We start from the raw sequence: 22,825 nt of genomic DNA, 5'->3' as shown, positions 1-22,825 counted from the left end.
TTAGCCCTCCACCACTTCGAGGCCCATCGCGCGGGCGGAGCCTTCGATGATCTTCGTCGCCGCGTCGATGTCGTTCGCGTTCAGGTCGGCCATCTTGGCCTGCGCGATTTCGGCGAGCTGCGACCGCTTGATCTTGCCAGCGACGACCTTGCCGGGTTCCTTCGAACCGGACTTCAGGTTCATCGCCTTCTTGATCAGATAGGTCGCGGGCGGCTGCTTGGTGGTGAAAGAGAAGCTGCGGTCGGCATAGACGGTGATGATGGTCGGCAGCGGGGTGCCCTTTTCCATCTTTTCCGTCGACGCGTTGAACGCCTTGCAGAATTCCATGATGTTCACACCGCGCTGACCCAGCGCCGGGCCGATCGGCGGCGAGGGGTTGGCGGCTCCAGCGGGCACCTGGAGCTTGATATAGCCCGTAATCTTCTTGGCCATCTTTACTCACTCTGTTGCTGGGAGAGACGCGAACGCCGCTCCCGGTTCAAGTTTAGCGGTCAAGCGGCGGTCCGGAGATCGCCTTCCGCGGTTTGCATCCTCTCCTGGGGGAGAGGATACGGACGCTTGGCGGCGTGCCGCCTAGCGGTAGTTGGAGAGGGGGTGGACGCTTTCGATAGCGCGGAACCCCTCACCATTGCGACTAGGCAGCAAGCTGCCAAGTCTCATTGCCTCTCCCGGCGGGAGAGGCGAACCTTCTTACTTCGCCAATTCCACCTGTTCGAAGTCCAGCTCGACCGGGGTCGCGCGGCCGAAGATCGAGACGGAGACCTTTACGCGGCTCTTTTCGAAATCCAGTTCCTCGACCGTGCCGTTGAAGCTGGCGAACGGGCCGTCCAACACCTTGACGCTGTCGCCAATCTCGTAATTGACGTTGATCTTGTGTTTGGGCGCTGCGGCGGCTTCCTCCTTGGTGTTAAGGATGCGCGCGGCCTCCGCCTCGCTGATCGCCTGCGGCTTGCCGGAGGAGCCGAGGAAGCCCGTCACCTTCGGCGTGTTCTTGACGAGGTGATAGACATCGTCGTTCATCGACAGCTTGGCGAGGACGTAGCCGGGGAAGAATTTCCGCTCCGACTGGATCTTCTTGCCGCGGCGCACCTCGGTCACGGTCTCGGTCGGCACCTCGACGGATTCGACGAGCTGGGCGAGGCCCAGGCGCTCGGCATCGGCCACGATCTGGTCGCGGACCTTGTTCTCGAAGCCTGAATAAGCGTGGATGATGTACCAGCGCGCCATGTTAATCCTTCAAATGTTCCCTACCGCGTTCAGGCTTGCCCTGCGGCGAAGCTGAGCAGCCACTTCACGATCGCCCCGAAAAAGGTGTCGATGCCGAAGAAGAAGATGCCGAGAATCGACGTCATGATCACCACCATCACGGTCGTCATCATCGTTTCCCGCCGCGTCGGCCACACGATCTTGCCGGCCTCTGCGCGCACCTGATTGACGAATTCGCCCGGAGAAGTCTTTGCCATCTTTCGTGCTCAACCCGTTCAAAACAAACGCCAAACCGCGAAGCAATACGCCGCCCTCCGGGCCTCGCCGCTTTTTCGGCGCCCCGGATGCGGCCACTGCTTCGCGACCAATTCCCGCGAGCCCATAAACCCATGCCGTTTCCGGCGCAAGGCCAGCGCAAAGGTTCGTGGCAGGAGTGGAGGGACTCGAACCCCCGGCATTCGGTTTTGGAGACCGACGCTCTACCAGCTGAGCTACACTCCTGTATCCCGCGAGAGGGGCGCTTTAGACAAGGGGCGGGGGAGGGCAAGGGGAGAATGGGATGGCGGGAAAGACCCTGCCAGATGTGTAAATAGCGTTCGGGCTGAGCCTGTCGAAGCCCTGCGCTTTCGGGAGTGAAGGACAGCCCTTCGACAGGCTCAGGGCGAACGGCATTTGATGCCCGCAATTGGCACCATGGTTTGGGGAATCCCGATGTGGGATCGTACCGGTCCCATAGATCAAGACCATGCATTGACACCTCAGCCCGCTTTATGTTTCTCTCTGTTTCTCCGTTGGACCCGGCATGCCGGGTGGCTAGTCCGGGCGCCTAACCCCCGGTAACCGTTTGTCATTCGTCCCAGTTTCCCAAGACTGCGACCGAGTAACGGTAATGGCCGTCCAACATTTTCGCGCTACGCCCGGAATCCCTTTCGCAGCCCCATCGCGGGCTGGCGATGCCGCACATCCGCCAAAGGCCGGCGTCATTGTCCTTCCGGCGACCGCAGCGCGCGTCCGGGGCCGTCCGCACGGCCTCTCATCCTGTCGTTTCTTCCATCAGGAGCATTGCGCATGAGGAAAATCATCAAGAAGCTGGCCCGTATCGCCGGTCTGGAAAAGCCCGCACATGCGGCGTGGATGACGCTGAAGGCCAAGGGGCTGACGCCGTGGGTGCCTCTGGTGCCGGAGGATGATTTCCGCCGCTGCGTGCAGGCCGCCATTCGCAGCCTGGACCTGAGCGGCGATCCGGCGGCCTTTGGCGACTATCTGGAGTTCGGGGTCAGCCGGGGCAGCTCGCTCGCCTGCGTTCACAAGGTCCTGTCCGAAGCGGGGATGACGCAGGCCCGGCTGATCGGGTTCGATTCCTTTGAGGGGATGCCGTCGGGATCGGAAGCGGAAGGCTGGACCGAGGGCGACTTCCGGTCGACGCTGCCCGCCACCAAACGGCATCTGGCGAGCAAGGGCGTGAACCTGAGCCGCGTCGAACTGGTCAAGGGATGGTTTGACGATACGTTGAACGATGGCACGCGCGACCGGCTGAACCTGTCCCGCGCGGGCCTGATCATGATCGATTGCGACATCTATTCGGCGTCCAAACAGGCGCTGGAGTTCTGCGAACCGTTCATCGGGGAGCAGGCGATCATCATGTTTGATGACTGGGGATGGGCCGAGCAGATGGGCAAAGCCGGGCAGAAGGAGGCGTTCGCCGAGTTCCTGGCGGCGCACCCGTCTTTGAAGGCGAACGAGATCATGGGCTATAATGCCTCGTCACGCGTTTTCCATGTGCGGCGCGAGGCGGTCGCCGCAAAAACGCGCAGGCGGACGAGAAAGGCCATGCCGGCCTGCGTGCTGGCGATGGCCATTCCGATGGCGGCCGGGGCGGAATTGCTGGAGGCGTTGCCGGTCTGAGGGACCAGCGCGCGCCTCCCATGCCGCCCCCCACGCCGCCCCCACGCCGTCCGCCCGGCGAGGGGTGAGGCGGCCGCCCGATAGGGCGACGCTTTTCTGTTCCCGCATGCCAACCGACATGCTTTAAGGCAGGGAAGATGACGATCGACCCGCTCCTGTTGCTGCAGGCCTATGCCATCGGTGTGTTCCCGATGTCCGACGACCGGGATGCGGAGGAAATCTACTGGGTGGAGCCGAAGCAGCGGGCGATATTGCCGCTGGACGGGTTCCGCCTGTCGCACTCGCTGGCCAAGACGGTGCGGCGGGAGCGGTTCCGGGTCACGGTGAACGCCGATTTCGCCGGAGTCGTCGCCAAATGCGCCGAGGTGGCGGAGGACCGGCCGTCGACCTGGATCAACCGGCAGATCGAGGCGGCCTATGGCAATCTGCATGGGCTGGGTTTCGCGCATTCGGTGGAATGCTGGGACGGCGAGGAGCTGGTCGGCGGGCTTTACGGCGTGGCGCTGGGCCGGGCGTTCTTCGGGGAGAGCATGTTTTCCCGCAGGACGGATGCGTCGAAGGTCGCGCTCGCCTGGCTGGTGGGGCATATGCGGGCGGGGGGCTTCACCCTGCTCGACTGCCAGTTCATGACCGATCACCTCCGCTCGCTGGGTGCGGTGGAGATCAGCCAGAAAGCCTATCTGGTGTTGCTGGGCGAGGCGGTGGAAGGCGTGCCGTTCGCGGCCGGGCGCGGCCTGCTGGGCGCGGGTGCGGCCGGCGCGGCGTCGGCATTGTTCCCGGTGGCGGCGTCGGCGGCATCACCGGACGCGCTGCGGCGTGACCCGCCCTTGTCGCCGAGCTTCACCGTGTCGGGACCGGTTTCCGGCCATTCCATCGTGCAGCTCTTGACCCAGACGTCATAGATGGGGTGCTGAACCACATTGCGTTCCGGGCGGTTCCTGAACAGCCAGCCGGAAAAGACGCGCCGCCACTTGTCGTCTGCGGCGCTGCGCACGTCGAGCTGAACGAAGGCGCCGGTTTCGGGGGTGTTTTCCCATGGCGCGGTCTGCTCACACGCCTGGAGCCGCACGATGGCGTCGCCGACGCGCAATGCCTCGCCGGGCTTCATCTTCAGGTCGCGGGTCAGGCCATTGCGCTTGTTGAGCAGGCCGACAATGGCGACCCGCTCCTTCATCGGCGTGCCCAGCAGTTCCGCGTCGCGGCTGACCGTGACCTTGCCGCCCTCGACCCGCACCGGGCCGGACTGATTGGCTTGCGGAAGCTCGTCTCCACTGCCGCAGCCGGCAAGGAGGAGCAGGAGCGGCAGGGTCGCCCCCGCCGTCAGCCGGATCATGATGCGTCGGGGCTCCATGCCTCATAGTCGCCGGTCGCGGCGGCGCGGCGGCCGCCCATCTCGATCGATCCGCTGGGGCGATAGGCCGTGGCGAGACCGGTCTGGTTCGGCGTGAATTCCTTTTCCCAGATGCGGGGCGGGGGCAGGAAGCTTTCCGGCGCGCCCTCAATGCTGTGGTGCAGCCAGCCATGCCATTCGGCGGGCACGCGGCTGGCGTCGTTCGGGCCGTTATAGATCACCCAGCGGCGGGTGCGGCCCATCACGTCGACGCCGCCCTCATAATAGACATTGCCGGCATGGTCCTCACCCACCTTCGATCCCTTGCGGGAGGTGTAGAAAGAGGTGCCGATGGTGGCGCCGTCCCACCAGGTGAAGATTTTCGCGAGGATTCCCATGAGGGATGCGCTTAGCCGTTCGCGGCCCGCCTTGGCAACAGCCTATTCAGCGAGACGCCATGAACCGCGCGGCGGACGACAAGCGCGAACAAGGCGGCGAGCAGGAAGGGCGCGACGGGGATGTGGAGGCCGATGGCGATGCTGCGGCCGACGAGCGGGAGCAGGAAGGCGGCGGCCATGACGAGCTTTTCATAAGGCAGGAAGCCGGTGCGCCGCCCCTCCACCAGCAGCCAGCCGAGCGGCAGGGCGATCCAGGTCAGGTCATAGTCGAACACGAAAGGCGTCGCGAGGATGGCGGCGAGGGCGAAGGCGGCGTTCTGCGCCATGGCGGGCGCGCGCAGGCGGGCGAGGGCGGCAAGGGTGAGCGCGACGGCGATTCCGGCGGCGGCCTGCGCGGCGTAAGCCTGAGTCAGCGATCCTCCCGCGACCCGCACGGCGGCGAAGGCGCTCTGCATCTTGGCGGGATCGACCAGCCCCTGTTCGAGCGTCTGACGGGCAAGGGCGCTGTCGGCGAGGAAGCCATGCCATGCCTCCGGCCCGAAGGCGAGGAAGGACAGGGCGGCCCAGAGGATTGCGCCAAGGCCGGTGGCGAGGAAGGCGCGCCACTCGCCGCGCGCCGCAAGGGCGAGGGGGAGGAGGATCGCCAGATGCGGCTTGATGACCAGCGCGCCGAGCAGCAGGCCCGCCAGCCAGGGGCGCTTGCGATCCATCAGGATCAGGCCGCCACCGACAAGCGCGGCGGTCAGGAAGCCGTTCTGGCCATGCCCTGCATTGATGAGCGTCGCCGGGAAGGCGAGCATGGTGATCCAGATATGGGGATCATCGGTCCAGGCGCGCAGCATCTTGAGATAGGCGAGGCCGGTGAGCGCGATCCATGCCGCCAGCGCCGCGGCATAGGGCAGCAGGGCGAGCGGCAGGCAGGCCAGCAGATAGGGGGGCGGGTAGAAGAAGGCGAAATAGCCGGGGTCCCAGCCCATGACCGCGATCTGCGCGGCGTGGTGGGCGGACGGGTCATAGGGCGCGGCGGGATTTCCCGCGAGGGCGAGTTGGGAGGCTGTCCAGAAGCTGAGGAAATCCGTGCCGAGCGGTTCGCCGTTTGGGGATTTCCCGCTGAGCGAGGCGAGGGTCCAGAGCAGGGCGGCGAGAGGGAACAGGATGGCGAGGAGGCGCGCATAGCCGCGTGCGCGGCTGTCGTTCAGCCATTGCGCCTCGATGACGATGTTCCGGAAGATGCCGCGTCCCATGGGCGGGATATAGCTAATGGGGCGTTCATATTTGGTTAGCGGGGTGGGGTTCCGAATTATTTGCCGTTCGTCCTGAGCGAAGTCGAAGGACCCGGCCGAACGGAGTGAGGCGCTTCGCTCCGCTCAGCAGAGGGCTTCGACTTCGCTCAGCCCGAACGGTGGTTGGGTTCGGAGCATAAGCTCTACGGCTGGAAGCTCTACGCCCGGAGAGAAAGGAAGGGGTGGAAATGCGGCGTGCTCCTGCGACCCGAAGGGCGGCGAAGCCAACGCAGGAGCCCAGTTCAGACGGCGGGACTGGACTCCTGCCTGCGCAGGAGTACGGCGCTTATCTTCTAGCGCCCGTTCGCCGGACAGAAATTCAAACTGTCCCATGCCTCGTCGGGGCGGGCGGGGGCGGCGCAGTTGCCCCATTGGACGGTCGCCTTGTCGTCGATGCCGAGTTCGGCTGCGCGGCCGCCCGCCAGTTCGACGATGCCCGCCACCGGCACGCCCGCCGACACCGGCTCCCGCGAATAGGGTTTCGTGTTCGCGGCGAGCATGGCGATGGTGCCGTCCGTGCGCACGAAGATCATGTCGAGCGGGATGAAGGTGTTCTCCATCCAGAAACTCGCGGTGCGCGGCGGCGACATCGGGAACACCATGCCGCCATCGGGGGCGAGGGATTTGCGGAACATCAGGCCCTTGGCCTGTTCTTCCTTCGTCAGCGCGATCTCGACGTCGAAGCGGTGCGCCTTGCCATTGGCGGTGATGATGAGAGGGATGGTCGCCGGGCGGGCTGCTGTGGCTGCCCCGGTGCTGGCGTTGTCCTGCTTGTCGGCCGTGGCGGAGCAGGCGGCGAGGAGGGCGAGCGGGGCGAGGAGAGGGAAGCGCATGGGGGTTTCGTAAAGAAAGTTGCGGCCTGCTAAAAGCCCTCTCCCGCAAGCGGGAGAGGGCTTTTTCGTCATCCTTCGGCATCACCCCTCCTCCGGCATTTCTCCCGGTTCCGCGTTTACCCACGCCCGCGCGGTCGCGAAGTCGTGGCCTGCGCGCAGGAAGGCGGCGATCTGTTTTTCGCGGATGTCGCGGTCGGCGGGTTCCCGTGCGAAGGGGCCGATGCGCTTGCGGCGGGCGAAGGCCTGCGCGGTGGCCCATTTGCCGGACGCCGCTTCGTCCTCCGCCTCCGCGCGGTCGGGTTCCTCGACCCCGGCGGCGCGCAGCGCTTCTCCGATCCGCCTTGCGCCATAGCCGCGCCTGCCCAGCGCAGCGCCCTTCATCACGGCAAAGCCAGCATCGTCGACATAGCGCAGCTCCGCCATGCGCGCGACGATCGCCTCCGGGTCGGCGGGGCGGTCTCCGGCCCAGCCCCGTTCGCGCAATTTCCGGTGAAGATAGGCCGCCAGCTTCGCCCGCGTGGTGGCGTAGCGCCCGACATAGCGTAAAGCCATTTCGTTCAGCCGCGCGTCATCGAGGGGCGGTATGGGCCGTTTTTCGCGGGTTTTCGCTGAGTTTTGGGTCACGCGCCATCTTTGTGCCACAGTCGGGCCGGAATTTGAACGCGCCTTGTGGGCTAGAAGCGCAGGCTGGAGTGCAGTATGCGGTTCCATCCGGTAACAATAAAATAGCCGGGGGCACCAGAAACCTTATGGATAGTGACATTGGGTGAAACCAGTATGACGGGTTCGCGGACCAACCTGATTGCCACACCGACGCAGGACGAATTGCCGCGTCGCTTTTCGGATTTCGCTACGCTTGGCGAGGCGCTGGATTATGCCGCACGCGGAAAACGCGGGCTGAATTTCCACGATCCGCGCGGCAATCTGGCGCAGGCCTACAGCTATGCCGAGTTGCGCAGCGACGCCATCGAATGCGCCTATCGCCTGATCGCGCACGGCGTGCGGCCGCATGACCGCATCGCCCTGATCGCCGAGACCGGGCCGGAATTCGCGCAGATGTTCTTCGGCATCGTCTATGCGGGCGCATGGCCGGTGCCTTTGCCGCTGCCGACCAGCTTCGGCGGCAAGGAAAGCTATATCGACCAGCTCGTCGTCCAGCTTTCAAGCTGCGATCCCAAGGCGCTGTTCTTCCCCGACGAACTGTCCGACATGGCGGCGGAGGCCGCGCGGCAGAAGGGCGTGGAGCCGATATCCTATCAGGCGTTCATCGCCACCGAGGCGCGGCAGTGCCCGCTGCCCCAGGCGGCGAGCGAGGATATTGCCTATCTGCAATATAGCAGCGGATCGACCCGCTTCCCGCATGGCGTCGCCGTCACTCACCATGCGCTGCTGAGCAACCTGTCGGCGCATAGTCACGGCATGGAATTGCAGGACAGCGACCGCTGCATAAGCTGGCTGCCCTGGTATCATGACATGGGGCTGGTCGGCTGCTTCCTGTCCGTCGTCGCCAACCAGGTGTCGACCGACTATATGAAAACCGAGGATTTCGCCCGCCGTCCGCTGGCGTGGCTGGACCTGATCAGCCGCAACGAAGGCACCTCGATCAGCTATTCGCCGACTTTCGGCTACGACATCTGCGCGCGGCGCATGTCCAGCCAGACCAAGGCGGCCGACCGGTTCGACCTGTCCCGCTGGCGGCTGGCGGGCAATGGCGCCGACATGATCCGCCCGGACGTGATGCAGAGCTTCGTCGATGCATTCGGCGATGCGGGCTTCGCGCCGACCGCCTTCCTGCCCAGCTATGGCCTGGCTGAGGCGACGCTGGCCGTCACCATCATGCCGCCGGGCGAGGGCATTGTCGTCGAGCTGGTCGAGGAAACCGACCTTTCGGGCGGCGACGCGCTGGAGGGCCGCCCGCAGCGGTTCCGCGCCATCGTCAATTGCGGCAAGCCCGCCAAGGACATGATCGTCGAAATCCGCGACGAGGACGGCTCCGTGCTGGCCGACCGGCGCATCGGCAAGGTGTGGACCACCGGGCCGAGCCTGATGGTCGGTTATTTCCGCGATCAGGAGGCGACCGACGCCTGCATGGTCGACGGATGGCTGGACACCGGCGACATGGGCTATCTGGGCGACGGCTATCTCTACATTGTCGGCCGCGCCAAGGACATGATCATCATCAACGGCAAGAACCACTGGCCGCAGGATATCGAATGGGCGGTGGAGCAGCTTCCCGGCTTCAAGCAGGGCGATATCGCCGCCTTTGCGATCACCACGCCGGGCGGCGAGGAAGCGCCCGCCGTGCTGGTGCATTGCCGCACGTCCGACAATGAGGAGCGTTCGCGCCTGCGCGACCAGATCCGCGAGCGGGTGCGGGCCATCACCGGCATGAACTGCGTCGTGGAGCTGGTGCCGCCGCGCACGCTGCCCCGGACAAGCTCAGGCAAACTCAGCCGGTCGAAGGCGCGGAACCTGTATCTTTCCGGCGAAATCCGGCCTTACGACATCGCTGCCTGACGAAATTAACCCATTTCGGGCACTTTTTCGCAGAAATACGACGAATTGGGGGCTTGCGCTTACCGGTTGCTAACCTTGGGTCGTCTAGACCGCAGGCGTGACGTCGGAAATCAAGCACTCCCAATCCGGGCCCGCCCCCGAAAAGCTCCCGCTGCTCGTGCTTGCGGGGTTCATGAAGCCGCGCGCGGTCGATGCCGAGAAGCTGTACCGCGCTCAGCTCTGGTCCTCCGACCGGCTGATGATGCTGCGGGTGGTGCTGTATCTTTCCGCCCTGGTGTTCGTCTGGAGCATATTCTACGCCACCGCCGATATCCGCGCGCTGCTCGGCTGGACGGCGTTTGCGATGCTGTTCATCCTTCTGCCCGCGCGCCAGAGCCGCGAGCGAATCCGGCACGAATATGCCGGGGTGACTGGCCGGTCCGTCATCGTCCACGGCCTGACCGCCATGGGGCAGGGCCTGTCCTGGACCGCGGCGATGCTGATGCTGGGGCGGGATGCGGATGCGGCGCAGGTCGTTGCGATCTGGACATTGACAAGTTGCCTGATGGTGGGCGCGGCGGTCGCTTTCGCGGCCTTGCCCTTCGCCACGATCGGTTTCCTGCTGCCCACCGGGGTCGGCAGCATCCTGCTGTTCTGGGACATGAAGCAGTTGCCCGCGCTGGTCGCCTGCTACGCGCTGGTCCTGCTGATCGCGAGCCTCAAGCATGCGCGGGAGTTCGGCAAGCAACTGAGCACCAGCACCGAGCTGGAGGAAAAGAGCGCGGTCGTCAGCCTGCTGCTGCGCGAATATGAGGATACCGGGTCCGACTGGCTGTGGCAGACCGACGCCGCCCGGCGGATCAACGGCGTGTCGTCGCGCTTCGCCAGCATCATGGGCGTCGAGCCGGCCGAGCTGGAAGGCAAGCCGCTGGTGCAGATCCTTGCGGGCAGCGCATGGGAAAGCGGCAAGTTCGCCGCCGCCCTGCACGACCTGGCCGAGAAGCTGAAACGGCGCGAGAGCTTCAGCAACATCATCATTCCGGTCGAGATCGCCGGCGAAATCCGCTGGTGGGAATTGTCCGCCTCTCCGCGCGTGGACGAGAAGGGCGCCTATCTGGGGTTCCGCGGCGTCGGCTCCGACGTGACGGTGCAGCGCGAATCGGCCGACAAGATCGCGCAGCTCGCCCGTTTCGACGCGCTGACCGACCTGCCCAACCGTCTGCAACTGTCCGACGCGCTGCAGAGCGCGCTGGAGGGCGTTGAGCGGTGGAACAGCCGCTGCGCCTTCCTGATGATCGACCTCGACCGGTTCAAGGCGGTGAACGATACGCTGGGCCATCAGATCGGCGACCGGCTGTTGCAGCGGGTCGCGGAGCGGCTCCGCCAGGTCTGTTCCAGCAACGAGCTGTGCGGGCGCATCGGCGGCGACGAGTTCGCCATCGTCATCCGCGAAGTGGTGGACACCCATTATGTCGATCAGGTCGCGGAAGCGACGATCGAGCTGCTGTCGCGCCCCTATGAGGTCGATCAGCATACGCTCTATATCGGCGCGAGCATCGGGTCGGCCCTCGCCCCGCGCGACGGGCGCACGACCGAGACGCTGATCCGCAGCGCCGACCTTGCGCTGTATCGCGCCAAGGAGGAAGGCGGCGGCAAGCATTGCCATTATGAGCCGAGGTTGCACCTGCATGCCGAGGAGCGCCGCACGCTGGAGGTCGCGCTGCGCGAGGCGCTGGAGAAGCAGCAGCTCAGCGTCGTCTATCAGCCGGTGGTGAGCGCCAAGACGGGCGCGGTCGAAGGGTTCGAATCGCTGATCCGCTGGACCCACCCGGAAATGGGGCCGATCTCGCCAGCCAAGTTCATCCCGGTGGCCGAGGATGCGCGCCTGATCGCGCCGATCGGCGAATGGGTGCTGCGCACCGCCTGCCATGAAGCGATGCACTGGCCCGCCAATGTCCGCGTCGCCGTGAATGTCTCCGCCGAGCAATTAAGCCATCCCAGCTTCGTATCGACGGTGATGTCGGCCCTGGCCCAGTCCGGCCTGCCCGCGCACCGGCTGGAGCTGGAAGTGACCGAGAGCGTATTCATGCGCGACGACACCAGCGCGACGCAGGTGCTGGAGCAGATATTGGCGTTGGGCATCAAGCTGTCGCTCGACGATTTCGGCACCGGCTATTCCTCGCTCGGCTATCTCAGCCGCACGCGGTTCAGCACGATCAAGGTGGACCGCAGCTTCGTGGTCGGCGCATCGCGGAACGTGCCCGAAAGCCTGGCCATCGTCCGCGCCGTGGTGGCGCTGGCCGAAAGCCTGGGCATGGCGACGACCGCGGAAGGCGTGGAGACCGAGAGCGAGGTCGAGATGGTCAACCGGCTGGGATGCACCAAGATTCAGGGCTATTATTTCGGCCGCCCGATGCCGGCGGAGGAAGCCCGGTCGCTGTTCGGCAGGGGCGGCATCAGCGCGGTGGCGTGAGATAGGGCCCTCACTTTCTCCCGTTCGGGCTGAGCTTGTCGAAGCCCTCGTCTGAGCGGAGGCGAAGGCACCTCACTGCGTTCGGCAAAGCCCTTCGACTGCCTGCTTGCCGCAGTCGCTCAGGACAGGCTTCGACTTCGCTCAGGGCGAACGGATTAAGACGGGACGTTGCGACGTTCAAACTACCCCTTGGCCAGCCGCCGCTCAATTCCGGTCCACAGAGTGGCGAACTCCCGCGCGGCGGGACTTGTCGGCGCGAACTCGCCCAGCGGCTTGTGCTTCACCGTCATCTGCTCGACGGCGCTGGCCATGGGCATGACCGGCCAGCTCGGCTGTTCCTCCAGCGCCGCGCGGTGCAGGCCGCGGCGGCGGTCGACCATTGAAAAGACCGGCAGGATCGGCGCATGCCGTCCGCCGCGCTGCACCAGATAGCGCGCAACCTCGCCCAGCGCGCGCTGAGAGAGCGGGGCGGGGATCACCGGCACGATCACAAGATCGGCGGCGCGCAGCACCTGTTCGCTGGTTTCGGTGAGGCCCGGCGGGCAATCGAGGATGATCCGGTCATATTCCTTGCCCAGCGTCTCGATAAGCTTCGCCAGGCGCTTCTTCTTGCCCAGGTCGAACAGCAGGCGGTCCAGGCCGCGCAGGGACGTGTCGGCGGCGATCAGGTCTATGCCGGGCACGGTGGACGGGCGGATCAGCGAGCGGACGTCGACATCCTTGCTGAAGATCGCCTGCGCCGCGTCGCGGCCGGACCGGTCGGCGGACAGCAGCCATGTGGCGGCCGCTTGCGGATCAAGATCCCACAGCAGCGTGCGGCGTTTCGAGATGACGGCCGACGCCCAGGACAGGTTGATCGCGAAGGTCGTCTTACCGACGCCCCCCTTCAGGCTGTAGACCGCGATCGTGGCCAAATCGACGTCCTTGCTCATGACGGCAAGGCTATGCCCGCGCGCCTTCTTTGGGAAGGCTAAACATGGGATTTGTTACGGATTGGAGACGGGGCGAAGCGACTCTGTGCACCGTCCGCATTGTTTCGTCACCCCGGGCCTGACCCGGGGTCCCGCTGAACTTCCGTTTTTTTAAGAAAGCGGGATCCCGGATCAAGTCCGGGATGACGAGGGTTGAGGGCGGTCGCGAATCCGTCAGAGGATTTCGAGCATCGTCTTGCGCAGAGGCAAGCCCCTCACCCTCCCGTCGCTACGCGACAGGCCCCTCCCTCTCCCGCAAGCGGGAGAGGGGTGATCGTCAGAGGATTTCGCGGATGGCTTCCGGCGGGCGGCCGATGCGGACGCCTTTTTCCGTGATGACCAGCGGGCGCTCGATCAGGATCGGGTGCTGCGCCATGGCGTCGAGGATGGCGTCGTCGCTGGCATTGGCAAGGCCAAGCTCCTTCGCGATATCCTCGCCTTTGCGCAGGCCATCGCGCGGGGCGATGCCGGCGCGGGCGTAGGTGGCGGCAAGGTCCGCGCGGCTGGGCGGGGTCTTGAGATATTCGACGATCTCGACTTCGACGCCCGGTGTGTCCTCAAGGATCGCCAGCGCCTGACGCGACTTGGAGCAGCGCGGGTTATGCCAGATGGTCGCTTTCATGCCGTCTCCGTTATGTCTCCCACTCTCCGTTCGCTTCGAGCGAAGTCGAGAAGCCTCGCGCTATTGTATCTCGACTTCGCTCGATACGAACGGAGGTGGTGAAATGCCTCAGTTGGACGTATCGCCGTCCCGATCCAAATGGCTAGTTCTACTCCTCACGATCCAGCCATTCTTCCAGCCACTTGATCGTATAGTCGCCGTTCTGGAATTCCGGGTCGCGGAGCAGTTTCTGGTGGAGGGGGATCGTGGTTTTCATGCCCTCGATCACATATTCCTCCAGCGCGCGCTTCAGGCGCATGATGCAGCCTTCGCGGGTGCGGCCGTAGACGATCAGCTTGCCGATCATGCTGTCATAATAAGGCGGCACCCTGTAGCCCTGATAGAGACCGCTATCGACGCGGACGTGCATGCCGCCGGGGACATGGTAGCTGGTCACCGTGCCGGGCGAGGGCGCGAAGGTCTTGGGGTCCTCCGCATTGATGCGGCATTCGATGGCGTGGCCGGTGAAGCGCAAATCTTCCTGCTCGACGGACAGCGGACGGCCCTCCGCGACGCGGATCTGCTCACGGACCAGATCGACGCCGGTGATCATCTCGGTCACGGGATGCTCGACCTGGAGCCGGGTGTTCATCTCGATGAAGTAGAATTCGCCATCCTCATAGAGAAACTCGATGGTGCCCGCGCCGCGATAGCCCATATCGGCCATCGCCTTGCGCACGACCTCGCCCATGCTGTTGCGGACTTCGGACGAGATGACGGGGGAGGGGGCCTCCTCCAGCACTTTCTGGTGGCGGCGCTGGAGCGAGCAGTCGCGCTCGCCAAGGTGGATGGCGTTGCCCTTGCCGTCGCCGAACACCTGAAATTCGATGTGGCGGGGATTGCCGAGATATTTTTCGAGATAGACGGTCGCGTCGCCAAATGCGGCTTTCGCTTCGCTGCCCGCCTGGAGCATCAGGGTTTCGAGCTGGTCTTCGGACTCGCACACCTTCATGCCGCGCCCGCCGCCGCCCGAGGCGGCCTTGATGATGACGGGATAGCCGATCTTCTTCGCGATCGCCTTGGCTTCCCCAATGTCGCTGATCGCGCCGTCCGAGCCGGGGACGAGCGGCAGGCCGAGCGCGCCGGCGGTGCGCTTCGCCTCCACCTTGTCGCCCATGATGCGGATATGCTCCGGCTTCGGGCCGACGAAGGCGATGCCGTGCGCCTCGACAATCTCCGCGAACTGCGCGTTTTCGGAGAGGAAGCCGTAGCCGGGGTGGATCGCGTCCGCGCCGGAGATTTCGGCGGCGGAAATGATGTTGGCGATGTTGAGATAGCTGTCCTTGGCGGCGGGCGGCCCGATGCAGATCGCCTCGTCCGCCAGGCGGACATGCATGGCGTCGGCGTCGGCTGTGGAGTGGACCGCCACCGTCTTGATGCCCATTTCATGGCAGGCGCGATGGATGCGCAGCGCTATTTCGCCGCGATTGGCGATCAACAGCTTCTCGATGCTCATGGTCGGCTTACTCAATGACGACGAGCGGCTGGTCAAATTCGACCGGCTGCCCGTTTTCGACGAGAATGGCCTTCACCGTGCCGGCGGCGGGCGCGGAAATCTGGTTCATGACCTTCATCGCCTCGACGATCAGCAGCGTGTCGCCGGACTTCACCTGCGCGCCGACGCGGATGAAGGGCGGCGCATCGGGATCGGCGGCGAGATAGGCGGTGCCGACCATCGGGGATTTGACCGCATTGGCGGCGGCGGGGGCCGCGGACGGCGCTGCCTCCACAGGGGCGGCGGCCGCAGCGACGGGCGCGGCGACCGGGGCGGCGTAGACCGGCGCAGCAGCGGCGGCCGTCACGGTGCGCGCGACCCGGATCTTCCGGTCGCCATCCTCAACCTCAATCTCCGTGAGGTTGGTGGTGTCGAGCATTTCCGCCAGTTCGCGGATAAGGCCCACGTCCACCCGCATTTCGCTCTTGTCCTGCTTGTCGTTCATTTCTGACCCTTCGGAAGGCTTATTCTTCGCTTGTGGGGGATGCGCCTATTGCGGTTTTTCCCGAAGCGCAACCGTTGGCGAACCTAAAGCTCCAGCGCGGCTTCCAGCGCGAGCATGTAGGAAAGCGCCCCGAAACCGGCGATGGTTCCCTTCGCCGCCATGCCGACATAGCTTTTGTGGCGGAAGGTTTCGCGGGTGTGCGGGTTGGACAGATGCACCTCTATCACCGGCACTTTCACGGCCTTTATGGCGTCATGCAGGGCGACGGACGTGTGGGTGAAGGCCCCGGCGTTGAGCAGCACGGCATGGGCGCTTTCCTCATTCGCCTCATGCAGCCAGTCGACCAGATGTCCTTCATGATTGGACTGGCGGAAATCCAGTTCCACATGCGCGCGCTGGGCGGCGTCCTCCAGCCGGTCGGCAATGTCGTCCAGCGTGTCATAGCCGTAGATTTCCGGTTCCCGCGTGCCCAGCAGATTGAGGTTGGGACCGTTGAGGACGAATATCTTGCGCGTATCCGACATGGCCTTCTGTCCCCGTTTGCCTGTTGCGGGATCGCCGCATCCATCCCTATATGCCCGCCAGCGGCTTGCCCCTCTTAGCCGCTCATATCGGTAAGTCGATACAGGTTTCGCGAAGGGACAGCAGCTTGAGCGTAGACGGCACCATCTCCATCCATGTCAATGGCGAGCATCGCCGGGTGCGGCAGGGCATGACCATCGCCGATCTGGCGAACGAACTGGGACTGGCGCCGGAGAAAGTGGCGGTCGAGCGCAATCTGGAGATCGTGCCGCGCTCCACGCTGGGCCAGGTGCTGGTCGAGGATGGCGACGAGCTGGAGATCGTGCACTTTGTTGGTGGAGGCGATGTGAGCGCGCCGGTGGACGAGGATAGCTGGACCGTGGCGGGCCAGACGTTCCGCTCCCGCCTGATCGTCGGCACCGGCAAATATAAGAGCTTCGAGCAGAATGCGGCGGCGCTGGCGGCGTCGGGCGCGGAGATCGTCACCGTGGCGGTGCGGCGCGTCAATGTGTCGGACCCCAAGGCGCCGATGCTGACCGACTATATCGATCCGAAGAAAGTCACCTATCTGCCGAACACGGCCGGTTGCTTCACGGGCGAGGACGCCGTGCGGACGCTGAGGCTGGCGCGCGAGGCGGGCGGATGGGATCTGGTCAAGCTGGAGGTGCTGGGCGAGGCGCGTACGCTTTATCCGGACATGCACGAGACGCTGCGCGCGACGGAGATACTGGCCAAGGAAGGCTTCAAGCCGATGGTCTATTGCGTCGACGATCCCATTGCGGCGAAGCGGCTGGAGAATGCGGGCGCGGTCGCCATCATGCCGCTGGGCGCGCCGATCGGATCGGGCCTGGGCATCCAGAACAAGGTGACGATCCGCCTGATCGTGGAGGGCACCAAGCTGCCGGTGCTGGTCGATGCGGGCGTGGGCACCGCGTCCGACGCCGCCGTGGCGATGGAGCTTGGCTGCACCGGCGTCCTGATGAACACCGCCATTGCCGAGGCGGGCGACCCGATCATGATGGCGGGCGCGATGAAAAGGGCGGTCGAATCGGGCCGCCTGGCCTATCGCGCCGGGCGCATGGGGCGGCGCATGTATGCCGACCCCTCCAGCCCGCTGGCCGGGCTTATTTGATCCAACCCTTAATTCATTAGTCTAAAGCCGCGCCGGTCCGGCTGGATTAGCAGGATTTTGGAAACCATTATGCCCCCTCATCCGGATGGGTCTACCGGGAGGTCGCATATGAGTTTGGAAATGAGAGAATGGAGCCGCGGTTCGGATACGGCCGGACGCGACGATAACTGGCCGTTCATCGGATCGGGCATCAAGACGTCCGCGGGCACGCGGATGCAGGGCGATTCCCGCCAGATTTTGGCCGAAAAGGTGCAGCGTTTCTGCGCCCTGCGGCAAGACGGTTTCGACGGCATCATCCATGACGCGCCGTTCAACCTGCTGATCGACATGTTCCTGAGCGAGTGCAAGGGGCGCCGGGTGTCGGTGGGCGACGCCTGCCTCGCCTCCCGCGCGCCGCAGACGACTGCGCTGCGGGCGATCCAGATGCTGGTCGATGACGGGACGATCGAACGGGTCGGTGACGCCAGCGACAATCGCCGCAAGCTGCTCCTCCTGACGGCGAAGGGCCGTGAGCAGATCGTGCGCTTTATCGACCGTTTTGCTGCGCTGGGCGGTTTCTAAACATTTTGTAACATTAAGGATCGGGAACGGTCCGGCCCGTGAGACATTGGTGTATATGAGCGAGCGCAGGACGCGCATCGCCATGTAAATCAAGGAGATTCATCATGGGCGAACTGATCGACAAGGCGAAGGGTTACGCCAATGAGGCGGCCGGCAACGCCAAGCAGGCCGCGGGTGAAGCGCGCAACGACCCGGACCAGAAGGCCGAAGGCAAGGGCCAGGAGCTGAAAGGCAAGGCCCAGAAACTGGCCGGCAGCATCAAGGGCGCGCTGGGCGACAAGGTTTAAACATTGCTGCAATCATATGAGCGCCCCGATATTGCCGGGGCGCTCCTTGTCCATTCGTCACCCCGGACTTGATCGGGGATTATATACATGACAAAGCGAACAGAATGTGCTGAAAAGTCAAGCGACAGGCTGGCGCTTATTACTGCTGATACTTTTGAGAAGGCTTATTGCGTTTGGCGCGAGCAACTCGCGCAGGATTGTTGGCCCGATTTGCCGATGGCACCTTGGTCGTCGGATTCTTTATTTCAAATTCTCCGGTCGCAATCGCAAGATTAAATGCTTGGCTTAAATCCATATAGAAATGATTGAACCACGTTCCCCATCCCAGTAGTTGCTCGGGCATAATTGTAATTGGCGGGTTTGACGGGGCCGGATTGTCCATTCCCAATTCTTTCCAAGGAAGGGAGGCGATCGAGGACGCGTAGTATCGCTGTGGCCCGGACTCGGCGTGTGTCAATGAACTATGGGCAAGGCGATTTCTAATCGGACGAGCCTTTTCGTCCATGTATTTAAGGCGAGCGTCGAGATTTTTCCCTATTTTTGACGTTGCGTTGACGCACTTACGCAAACGTTCAATCTTTACCCGGCAGTCCATTCCCCCACACAATATATCGAATTTGATCAAATCTCTCGAGCCTGACGCCACCGCTAGCAATGCGGTTATGCCTAGTTCGGCGACGGAATACCAAGTAATGAAATAACCAACGTCATGGAACATTTCTGACTGGCGTTTTGGCAGCTCGTTTGTCCGTATATGTTGAATATTCTCAGGAGTAAGTTCGATCATGTCAGACACCGACCAGCAGATAGAAGATGACGTACTCCGCCGTATGCTGAGTACGCCACCTAAGCCGCACAAACCGGAGAAAGAGTCGAGTCCGAAAGAAAAGCCGGGGAATGATCAGCGCAAGTAACGCTTTCGCTTTTCGCCGCGCTTGGTCGGATGTCCGATTTTCTCAGGCGACGACTTGAGCAGACCGCCGATAGGTCAAACGGCGACCAGTGATGCCCTTGAGGGCCGTCATGCAGCGCTCGAAATCCGTGCCCTTGCGCGTGTTATAGCGGAAGTCGAACTCGACACAGTAGCGGTGCAGATGCTCAGCGCTCAGATGGTAATAGGTGCCAGTGATGCCGCGCTTGAGGATCGAGAAGAAACCCTCAACGGTGTTCGTGTGCGCCTTGCCGCGCACATACTCGTCCTTGCCATGATTCACGACTTCATGGCGGAAGTCGCGGTTCATGTGGCGATACTGGCCTGCGTCATCGGTGTAGAGCATTGTAGCTTTGTCCACTTGGCTGACGAGGATCGGGCGAAGATTGGCAGCGGTCACGCTCTGGACGTGGGTTGAACGGACCTTGCCGTCGCGCTCGACCAGCGTGAACACGGTCTCCTTGCCCCAGCTACCGCCCATCCGTTTCACGGCGCGCTTGCTCTTGTGGCGGTTCTTCTCCTTGCCGCCGATGAAGGTCTCGTCCGCCTCAACGGCTTTGCCTTCGCCGCCGAGCGGGCCTTCGCCTTCCGTGGGGCGCATAGCCTCGCGGATACGGTGCGACATGAACCACGCCGTTTTCTGCGTCACGCCGAGCATTCGGGCGAGCTGGTGGCTCGACATGCCGCGCTTGGACGAACACAGCAGGAAGGTCGCCAGAACCCACTTGTGGAGCGCGATCTTGCTCCTTTCGAACACCGTGCCGACCGTCACCGAATACTGCTGGCGGCAATCGTTGCACTGGATCACGCCAGCGCGGATCGCGCCTTCCGGGTGAGCCTTCGTAGGACGACCACGCTGCGCCGGGAGCCGCGTCGCCGCAAACGATCCACAGTGCGGGCAATACGGACCTTCCGGCCAACGCAGAGCCTCAAGATGCTCGCGGGCGGTGGTCTCGTCGGTGAAGCGGGGTGCGGTGATATCCATGCACCCTGACTACGGGATGAGGACTGCTTTGTCAAGTATATCATTACCGACTTGATCCGGGGTCCCGCTTTTCTTCAGGTGCGGCACAAGGCAGCGGGACCCCGGGTCAAGCCCGGGGTGACGGTTGGCGGATTTGCACTTTCCGCCTCCTCCCTCCTGCAGAATTTGACCGCCGCCGGGTGCAAATCTATGTCCGCCTCTACGGTCAGCAGGAGGCGATCATGATGAAACCCCACCGGAAAGCGGGATGGATCGCGGGCCTGATGCCTGCAATGGCGCTGGCCGCCTGCACGTCTGCGACGCCGCCTGCCGCGATGCCTGCGCCACCGGCAAATCCGCCCGCAAACATGCAGTATCTTTACGGATCGGGGGAGGCCGGGGCGGTTTCGATCCAGGCGTTCCGGGCGCTGCTGAACTATGCGGGGGAGCAAGTGAAGGCGCGTCCGGTGGACAGCGTGGTGCTGGCGCAGGGCGCGAGTCTGGACGCGCCCGCATTCGCGCCGTGCGGGCAAAAACCGTTCGCGGCGATATTCGATGTCGATGAGACGCTGGTGCTCAATCTGGGCTTCGAATATTTCGACGCGCGCACGGGGCAGGGGTTCAACGACGCCATCTGGGACCAGTGGGAAAAGACCGGGGCGGGACAGGTCAGCCCGGTCCCCGGCGCGGTCTACGCCGTGGATGCGCTGCGCAGCATGGGCGTGACGGTGATTTTCAACACCAACCGCGCGGCCGCCAATGCCGATGCGACGGCGCAGGCCATCGCCAATGCCGGGCTGGGCAAGGCGGTGCATGGCGAGACGCTGTTCCTGAAAGGGGACGATGCGACGGGATCGAAGAAGGACGGCCGCCGCTGGACGATCGCCGGGAAATATTGCGTGATCGCGCTGGGCGGCGACCAGCTTGGCGATTTTTCCGACCTGTTCAACCAGATCGCGTCCGTGCCGGAACGGCGGCAGGCGGCGATCCGGGGCATGGCGGCGAAGATGTGGGGCAATGGCTGGTTCGCGCTGCCCAACCCCGTCTATGGCAGCGGCCTGAAGGGCGGGTTCGAGGAAGTGTTTCCGGCTGGCAAGAGATGGGACCCGCCCGCCGCGACGGACGGCAAGTGAGGCGCGGGGCCGTCAAGGCGAAGCGTAGTTGAGATCGGGAATACAGGCATGCGGATACTTCTGACCGGATCGTCGGGCTGGCTGGGCCGCTATCTGGCGCCGCGCCTGCGCGATGCGGGGCATGATGTCGTCGGGCTGGACGTTGCGCAGGGCGTCGATACGCATGTCGTGGGCAGCGTTGCCGACCGGGCGCTGATCGACCGGACCTTCGCCGACCATGGCATAGAAGCGGTGATCCATGCGGGCGCGCTGCACAAGCCGGACATCATACGCTATCCGGCGCAGGCGTTCGTGGAGGTGAACGTCACCGGCACGCTCAACCTGCTGGAAGCGGCGGTTGCGGCGGGGCATGACCGTTTCATCTTCACCTCCACAACGTCGCTGATGATCAGCAAGGCCATTCGCGCCGGGAAATCGGGCGGCGCGCGCAGTGCGGCCTGGCTGGACGAGACGAGCGGCCCGCTGGAGCCGCGCAACATCTATGGCGTGACGAAGCTGGCGGCCGAGCATCTGTGCCGCCTTCATCATCTGGAGCATGGCATCAACGTCGCGATCCTGCGCACCGGGCGTTTCTTCCCGGAGGATGACGATATGGCGCATGAGATCGCCCATGACGGCCCCAACACTAAGGCGAACGAGTTCCTCAACCGCCGCCTGACGGTGGAGGATGCGGCGGAAGCGCATCTTGCCGCGCTGGACCATGCGCCGGGCCTGGGATGCGAGACGTTCGTCCTGTCCGCGCCCACGCCCTTTTCGCGGGAGGATGCGGAGCAATTGGTCGCCGACGCGCCTGCGGTGATCGCCCGGCATTTCCCCGATGCGGCGGCCCTCTATGCGAAGGCCGGATGGTCGCTGCCCGCGCATATCGACCGGATTTATGATGCGGCGAAGGCGGAGCGGTTGATCGGGTTCCGCTGCCGCACGGACTTCCGGTCGATCCTCGACGCCTTGCGGGATGGCGCGCCGCCGCCGTTCGATCATGATCCCGGCTATGTCTCGCCCAAGGAACGCGCGGGCGTATCATAAGCGGCGCTTGTCAAGCCGCGCGGATTTTCATTTGCCGCGCGCCTGGACGCGGCCCTAAGCGGCGCGGGAGGGAGACTGAGCATGGCCTATACGCTGATCACCGCGAACCGGAACTATTCGAGCTGGTCGCTGCGCCCCTGGGTGCTGATGAAGGCGCTGGGCATTGCCTTCACCGACCGGGTCGAACCCTTCACCAAGCCGGTCAATTATGAGGATTTCCGCAGCTTTTCCCCGACCGGGCAGGTGCCGCTGCTGATCGACGGAGAGCGCAGCATCTGGGATTCGCTGGGCATCGCCCTCTATCTCGCCGACCGTCATGACGGCGTGTGGCCGCAGGATGAGGCCGCCCGCGCATGGGCGCAATGCGCGGTGGCGGAGATGCACAGCGGATTTTCCACCTTGCGCAACGACTGCACCATGAATGTCGGCGTGCGGGTAAAGCCCAAGGCGATGTCGGCGGCGCTGCAAAAGGATGTCGGGCGGCTGGCCGAATTGTGGGCGCAGGGGCTGGACAGCTTTGGCGGGCCATGGCTGGCCGGGCCGGATTTCAGCGCCGTGGATGCGTTTTTCGCGCCGGTGGCGTTCCGGGTGAGAACCTATGGCCTGGAGGTTGGCGCGGCCGGGCAGGCATGGGTCGATCGCATGCTCGCGCACCCCGCCATGCAGCAATGGGAGGCCGAAGCGCTGGCCGAGGATTGGCGCGAGGCAAGCCATGAGGCGGAGCTTGCGGCGTGCGGGGCGGTTCTGGCCGACTATCGCACAGCGTAAGAAAA

24 protein-coding genes, 1 tRNA gene, 1 pseudogene and 1 other annotated feature are annotated in these 22,825 nt (G+C 64.3%); of the genes and pseudogenes, 10 read left to right on the top strand and 16 right to left on the bottom strand.

What is annotated here, in order from left to right:
* The 4 genes from rplK to KFK14_RS20145 all read right to left on the bottom strand — a co-directional run bounded on the left by rplK (position 1) and on the right by KFK14_RS20145 (position 1,707).
* Entirely contained in the window at positions 1 to 432 is a 432-nt protein-coding gene (rplK, locus tag KFK14_RS20160) for a 50S ribosomal protein L11 (protein ID WP_070157183.1), read from the bottom strand.
* A gap of 258 nt (positions 433 to 690) precedes the next feature.
* Positions 691 to 1,227 carry a transcription termination/antitermination protein NusG gene (nusG, locus tag KFK14_RS20155; RefSeq protein WP_070157181.1) on the bottom strand — a complete coding sequence of 179 codons (537 nt, stop codon included), beginning with the start codon at positions 1,225 to 1,227 and terminating at the stop codon, positions 691 to 693.
* Between the two features lie 29 nt (positions 1,228 to 1,256).
* Positions 1,257 to 1,463 (bottom strand): preprotein translocase subunit SecE, encoded by a 207-nt coding sequence (secE, locus tag KFK14_RS20150; RefSeq protein WP_070157180.1) that lies wholly within the window; start codon positions 1,461 to 1,463, stop codon positions 1,257 to 1,259.
* Positions 1,464 to 1,631: 168 nt separating this feature from the next.
* Positions 1,632 to 1,707 (bottom strand) — tRNA-Trp (locus tag KFK14_RS20145).
* A 289-nt stretch (positions 1,708 to 1,996) separates the two neighbouring features.
* Positions 1,997 to 2,049, top strand: a sequence feature (sul1 is cis-regulatory element that is thought to sense ions involved in sulfur or methionine metabolism; They are found in Alphaproteobacteria).
* Positions 2,050 to 2,274: 225 nt separating this feature from the next.
* Between KFK14_RS20145 and KFK14_RS20140 the strand changes: the two genes are divergently transcribed.
* The gene (locus KFK14_RS20140; protein WP_212608951.1) at positions 2,275 to 3,111 is read left to right on the top strand and encodes a TylF/MycF/NovP-related O-methyltransferase; all 837 of its coding nucleotides are present in this window, start codon (positions 2,275 to 2,277) and stop codon (positions 3,109 to 3,111) included.
* Between the two features lie 137 nt (positions 3,112 to 3,248).
* Positions 3,249 to 4,013 (top strand): leucyl/phenylalanyl-tRNA--protein transferase, encoded by a 765-nt coding sequence (gene aat, locus KFK14_RS20135; RefSeq protein ID WP_212608950.1) that lies wholly within the window; start codon positions 3,249 to 3,251, stop codon positions 4,011 to 4,013.
* 35 nt (positions 4,014 to 4,048) lie between these two features.
* On the opposite strand, the pseudogene KFK14_RS24130 reads toward aat, so the two are convergent.
* The 5 genes and pseudogenes from KFK14_RS24130 to KFK14_RS20110 all read right to left on the bottom strand — a co-directional run.
* Positions 4,049 to 4,219 (bottom strand): annotated as a pseudogene (locus KFK14_RS24130) (DUF2155 domain-containing protein); the annotation flags it as partial.
* Positions 4,220 to 4,440: 221 nt separating this feature from the next.
* Positions 4,441 to 4,839 (bottom strand): NADH:ubiquinone oxidoreductase subunit NDUFA12, encoded by a 399-nt coding sequence (locus KFK14_RS20125; protein WP_070157173.1) that lies wholly within the window; start codon positions 4,837 to 4,839, stop codon positions 4,441 to 4,443.
* Between the two features lie 11 nt (positions 4,840 to 4,850).
* Positions 4,851 to 6,083 (bottom strand): glycosyltransferase family 87 protein, encoded by a 1,233-nt coding sequence (locus KFK14_RS20120; RefSeq protein ID WP_212608949.1) that lies wholly within the window; start codon positions 6,081 to 6,083, stop codon positions 4,851 to 4,853.
* Between the two features lie 332 nt (positions 6,084 to 6,415).
* The gene (locus KFK14_RS20115; RefSeq protein WP_212608948.1) at positions 6,416 to 6,955 is read right to left on the bottom strand and encodes a DUF192 domain-containing protein; all 540 of its coding nucleotides are present in this window, start codon (positions 6,953 to 6,955) and stop codon (positions 6,416 to 6,418) included.
* 81 nt (positions 6,956 to 7,036) lie between these two features.
* Positions 7,037 to 7,507, bottom strand: coding sequence for a regulatory protein RecX (locus KFK14_RS20110; RefSeq protein WP_246525071.1), 471 nt, complete (start codon positions 7,505 to 7,507; stop codon positions 7,037 to 7,039).
* A gap of 225 nt (positions 7,508 to 7,732) precedes the next feature.
* Between KFK14_RS20110 and KFK14_RS20105 the strand changes: the two genes are divergently transcribed.
* Entirely contained in the window at positions 7,733 to 9,472 is a 1,740-nt protein-coding gene (locus KFK14_RS20105) for a fatty acyl-AMP ligase (RefSeq protein ID WP_212608946.1), read from the top strand.
* A 172-nt stretch (positions 9,473 to 9,644) separates the two neighbouring features.
* The gene (locus KFK14_RS20100) at positions 9,645 to 11,924 is read left to right on the top strand and encodes a putative bifunctional diguanylate cyclase/phosphodiesterase (RefSeq protein WP_212608945.1); all 2,280 of its coding nucleotides are present in this window, start codon (positions 9,645 to 9,647) and stop codon (positions 11,922 to 11,924) included.
* Between the two features lie 182 nt (positions 11,925 to 12,106).
* Here KFK14_RS20100 and KFK14_RS20095 read toward each other — a convergent pair whose 3' ends face one another.
* The 5 genes from KFK14_RS20095 to aroQ form a co-directional block, all read right to left on the bottom strand.
* On the bottom strand, positions 12,107 to 12,856 hold the full coding sequence (locus tag KFK14_RS20095; protein WP_212608944.1) for a ParA family protein: 750 nt from the start codon (positions 12,854 to 12,856) through the stop codon (positions 12,107 to 12,109).
* A gap of 316 nt (positions 12,857 to 13,172) precedes the next feature.
* Complete coding sequence (arsC, locus tag KFK14_RS20090) at positions 13,173 to 13,517, bottom strand: arsenate reductase (glutaredoxin) (protein ID WP_212608943.1); 345 nt, start codon at positions 13,515 to 13,517, stop codon at positions 13,173 to 13,175.
* A gap of 148 nt (positions 13,518 to 13,665) precedes the next feature.
* Complete coding sequence (accC, locus tag KFK14_RS20085) at positions 13,666 to 15,012, bottom strand: acetyl-CoA carboxylase biotin carboxylase subunit (RefSeq protein WP_212608942.1); 1,347 nt, start codon at positions 15,010 to 15,012, stop codon at positions 13,666 to 13,668.
* Positions 15,013 to 15,019: 7 nt separating this feature from the next.
* Positions 15,020 to 15,496: an acetyl-CoA carboxylase biotin carboxyl carrier protein gene (accB, locus tag KFK14_RS20080; protein ID WP_212608941.1), complete on the bottom strand. Its 477-nt coding sequence runs from the start codon at positions 15,494 to 15,496 to the stop codon at positions 15,020 to 15,022.
* Between the two features lie 83 nt (positions 15,497 to 15,579).
* Positions 15,580 to 16,020, bottom strand: a complete 441-nt coding sequence (aroQ, locus tag KFK14_RS20075; RefSeq protein WP_070157154.1) for a type II 3-dehydroquinate dehydratase — start codon at positions 16,018 to 16,020, stop codon at positions 15,580 to 15,582.
* A 125-nt stretch (positions 16,021 to 16,145) separates the two neighbouring features.
* Here aroQ and thiS point away from each other — a divergent pair, with 125 nt between their 5' ends.
* From thiS to KFK14_RS20060, 3 genes are all read left to right on the top strand, one after another.
* Positions 16,146 to 17,150, top strand: a complete 1,005-nt coding sequence (gene thiS / locus KFK14_RS20070) for a sulfur carrier protein ThiS (RefSeq protein ID WP_212608940.1) — start codon at positions 16,146 to 16,148, stop codon at positions 17,148 to 17,150.
* 108 nt (positions 17,151 to 17,258) lie between these two features.
* Positions 17,259 to 17,711: a MarR family winged helix-turn-helix transcriptional regulator gene (locus KFK14_RS20065; RefSeq protein WP_070157153.1), complete on the top strand. Its 453-nt coding sequence runs from the start codon at positions 17,259 to 17,261 to the stop codon at positions 17,709 to 17,711.
* A gap of 104 nt (positions 17,712 to 17,815) precedes the next feature.
* Positions 17,816 to 17,998 carry a CsbD family protein gene (locus tag KFK14_RS20060; protein ID WP_070157152.1) on the top strand — a complete coding sequence of 61 codons (183 nt, stop codon included), beginning with the start codon at positions 17,816 to 17,818 and terminating at the stop codon, positions 17,996 to 17,998.
* 139 nt (positions 17,999 to 18,137) lie between these two features.
* On the opposite strand, the gene KFK14_RS20055 is transcribed toward KFK14_RS20060, so the two are convergent.
* Together KFK14_RS20055 and KFK14_RS20050 are read right to left on the bottom strand one after the other, a co-directional pair.
* Positions 18,138 to 18,785: a hypothetical protein gene (locus tag KFK14_RS20055; protein ID WP_212608939.1), complete on the bottom strand. Its 648-nt coding sequence runs from the start codon at positions 18,783 to 18,785 to the stop codon at positions 18,138 to 18,140.
* Between the two features lie 169 nt (positions 18,786 to 18,954).
* Complete coding sequence (locus KFK14_RS20050) at positions 18,955 to 19,914, bottom strand: IS1595 family transposase (protein WP_212608938.1); 960 nt, start codon at positions 19,912 to 19,914, stop codon at positions 18,955 to 18,957.
* Positions 19,915 to 20,135: 221 nt separating this feature from the next.
* Between KFK14_RS20050 and KFK14_RS20045 the strand changes: the two genes are divergently transcribed.
* The 3 genes from KFK14_RS20045 (at position 20,136) to KFK14_RS20035 (ending at position 22,820) form a co-directional block, all read left to right on the top strand.
* Positions 20,136 to 21,026, top strand: coding sequence for an HAD family acid phosphatase (locus KFK14_RS20045; protein WP_425516633.1), 891 nt, complete (start codon positions 20,136 to 20,138; stop codon positions 21,024 to 21,026).
* 48 nt (positions 21,027 to 21,074) lie between these two features.
* On the top strand, positions 21,075 to 22,052 hold the full coding sequence (locus KFK14_RS20040; protein WP_212608937.1) for an NAD-dependent epimerase/dehydratase family protein: 978 nt from the start codon (positions 21,075 to 21,077) through the stop codon (positions 22,050 to 22,052).
* Between the two features lie 81 nt (positions 22,053 to 22,133).
* A complete protein-coding gene (locus tag KFK14_RS20035) occupies positions 22,134 to 22,820 on the top strand; it encodes a glutathione S-transferase family protein (RefSeq protein ID WP_212608936.1) in 687 nt (228 codons plus the stop codon).
* Positions 22,821 to 22,825 lie beyond the last annotated feature (5 nt).

This window comes from Sphingobium phenoxybenzoativorans, assembly GCF_018286635.1.
GTDB lineage: Bacteria > Pseudomonadota > Alphaproteobacteria > Sphingomonadales > Sphingomonadaceae > Sphingobium > Sphingobium phenoxybenzoativorans.
This window is presented reverse-complemented; position numbering and strand designations above follow the sequence as displayed.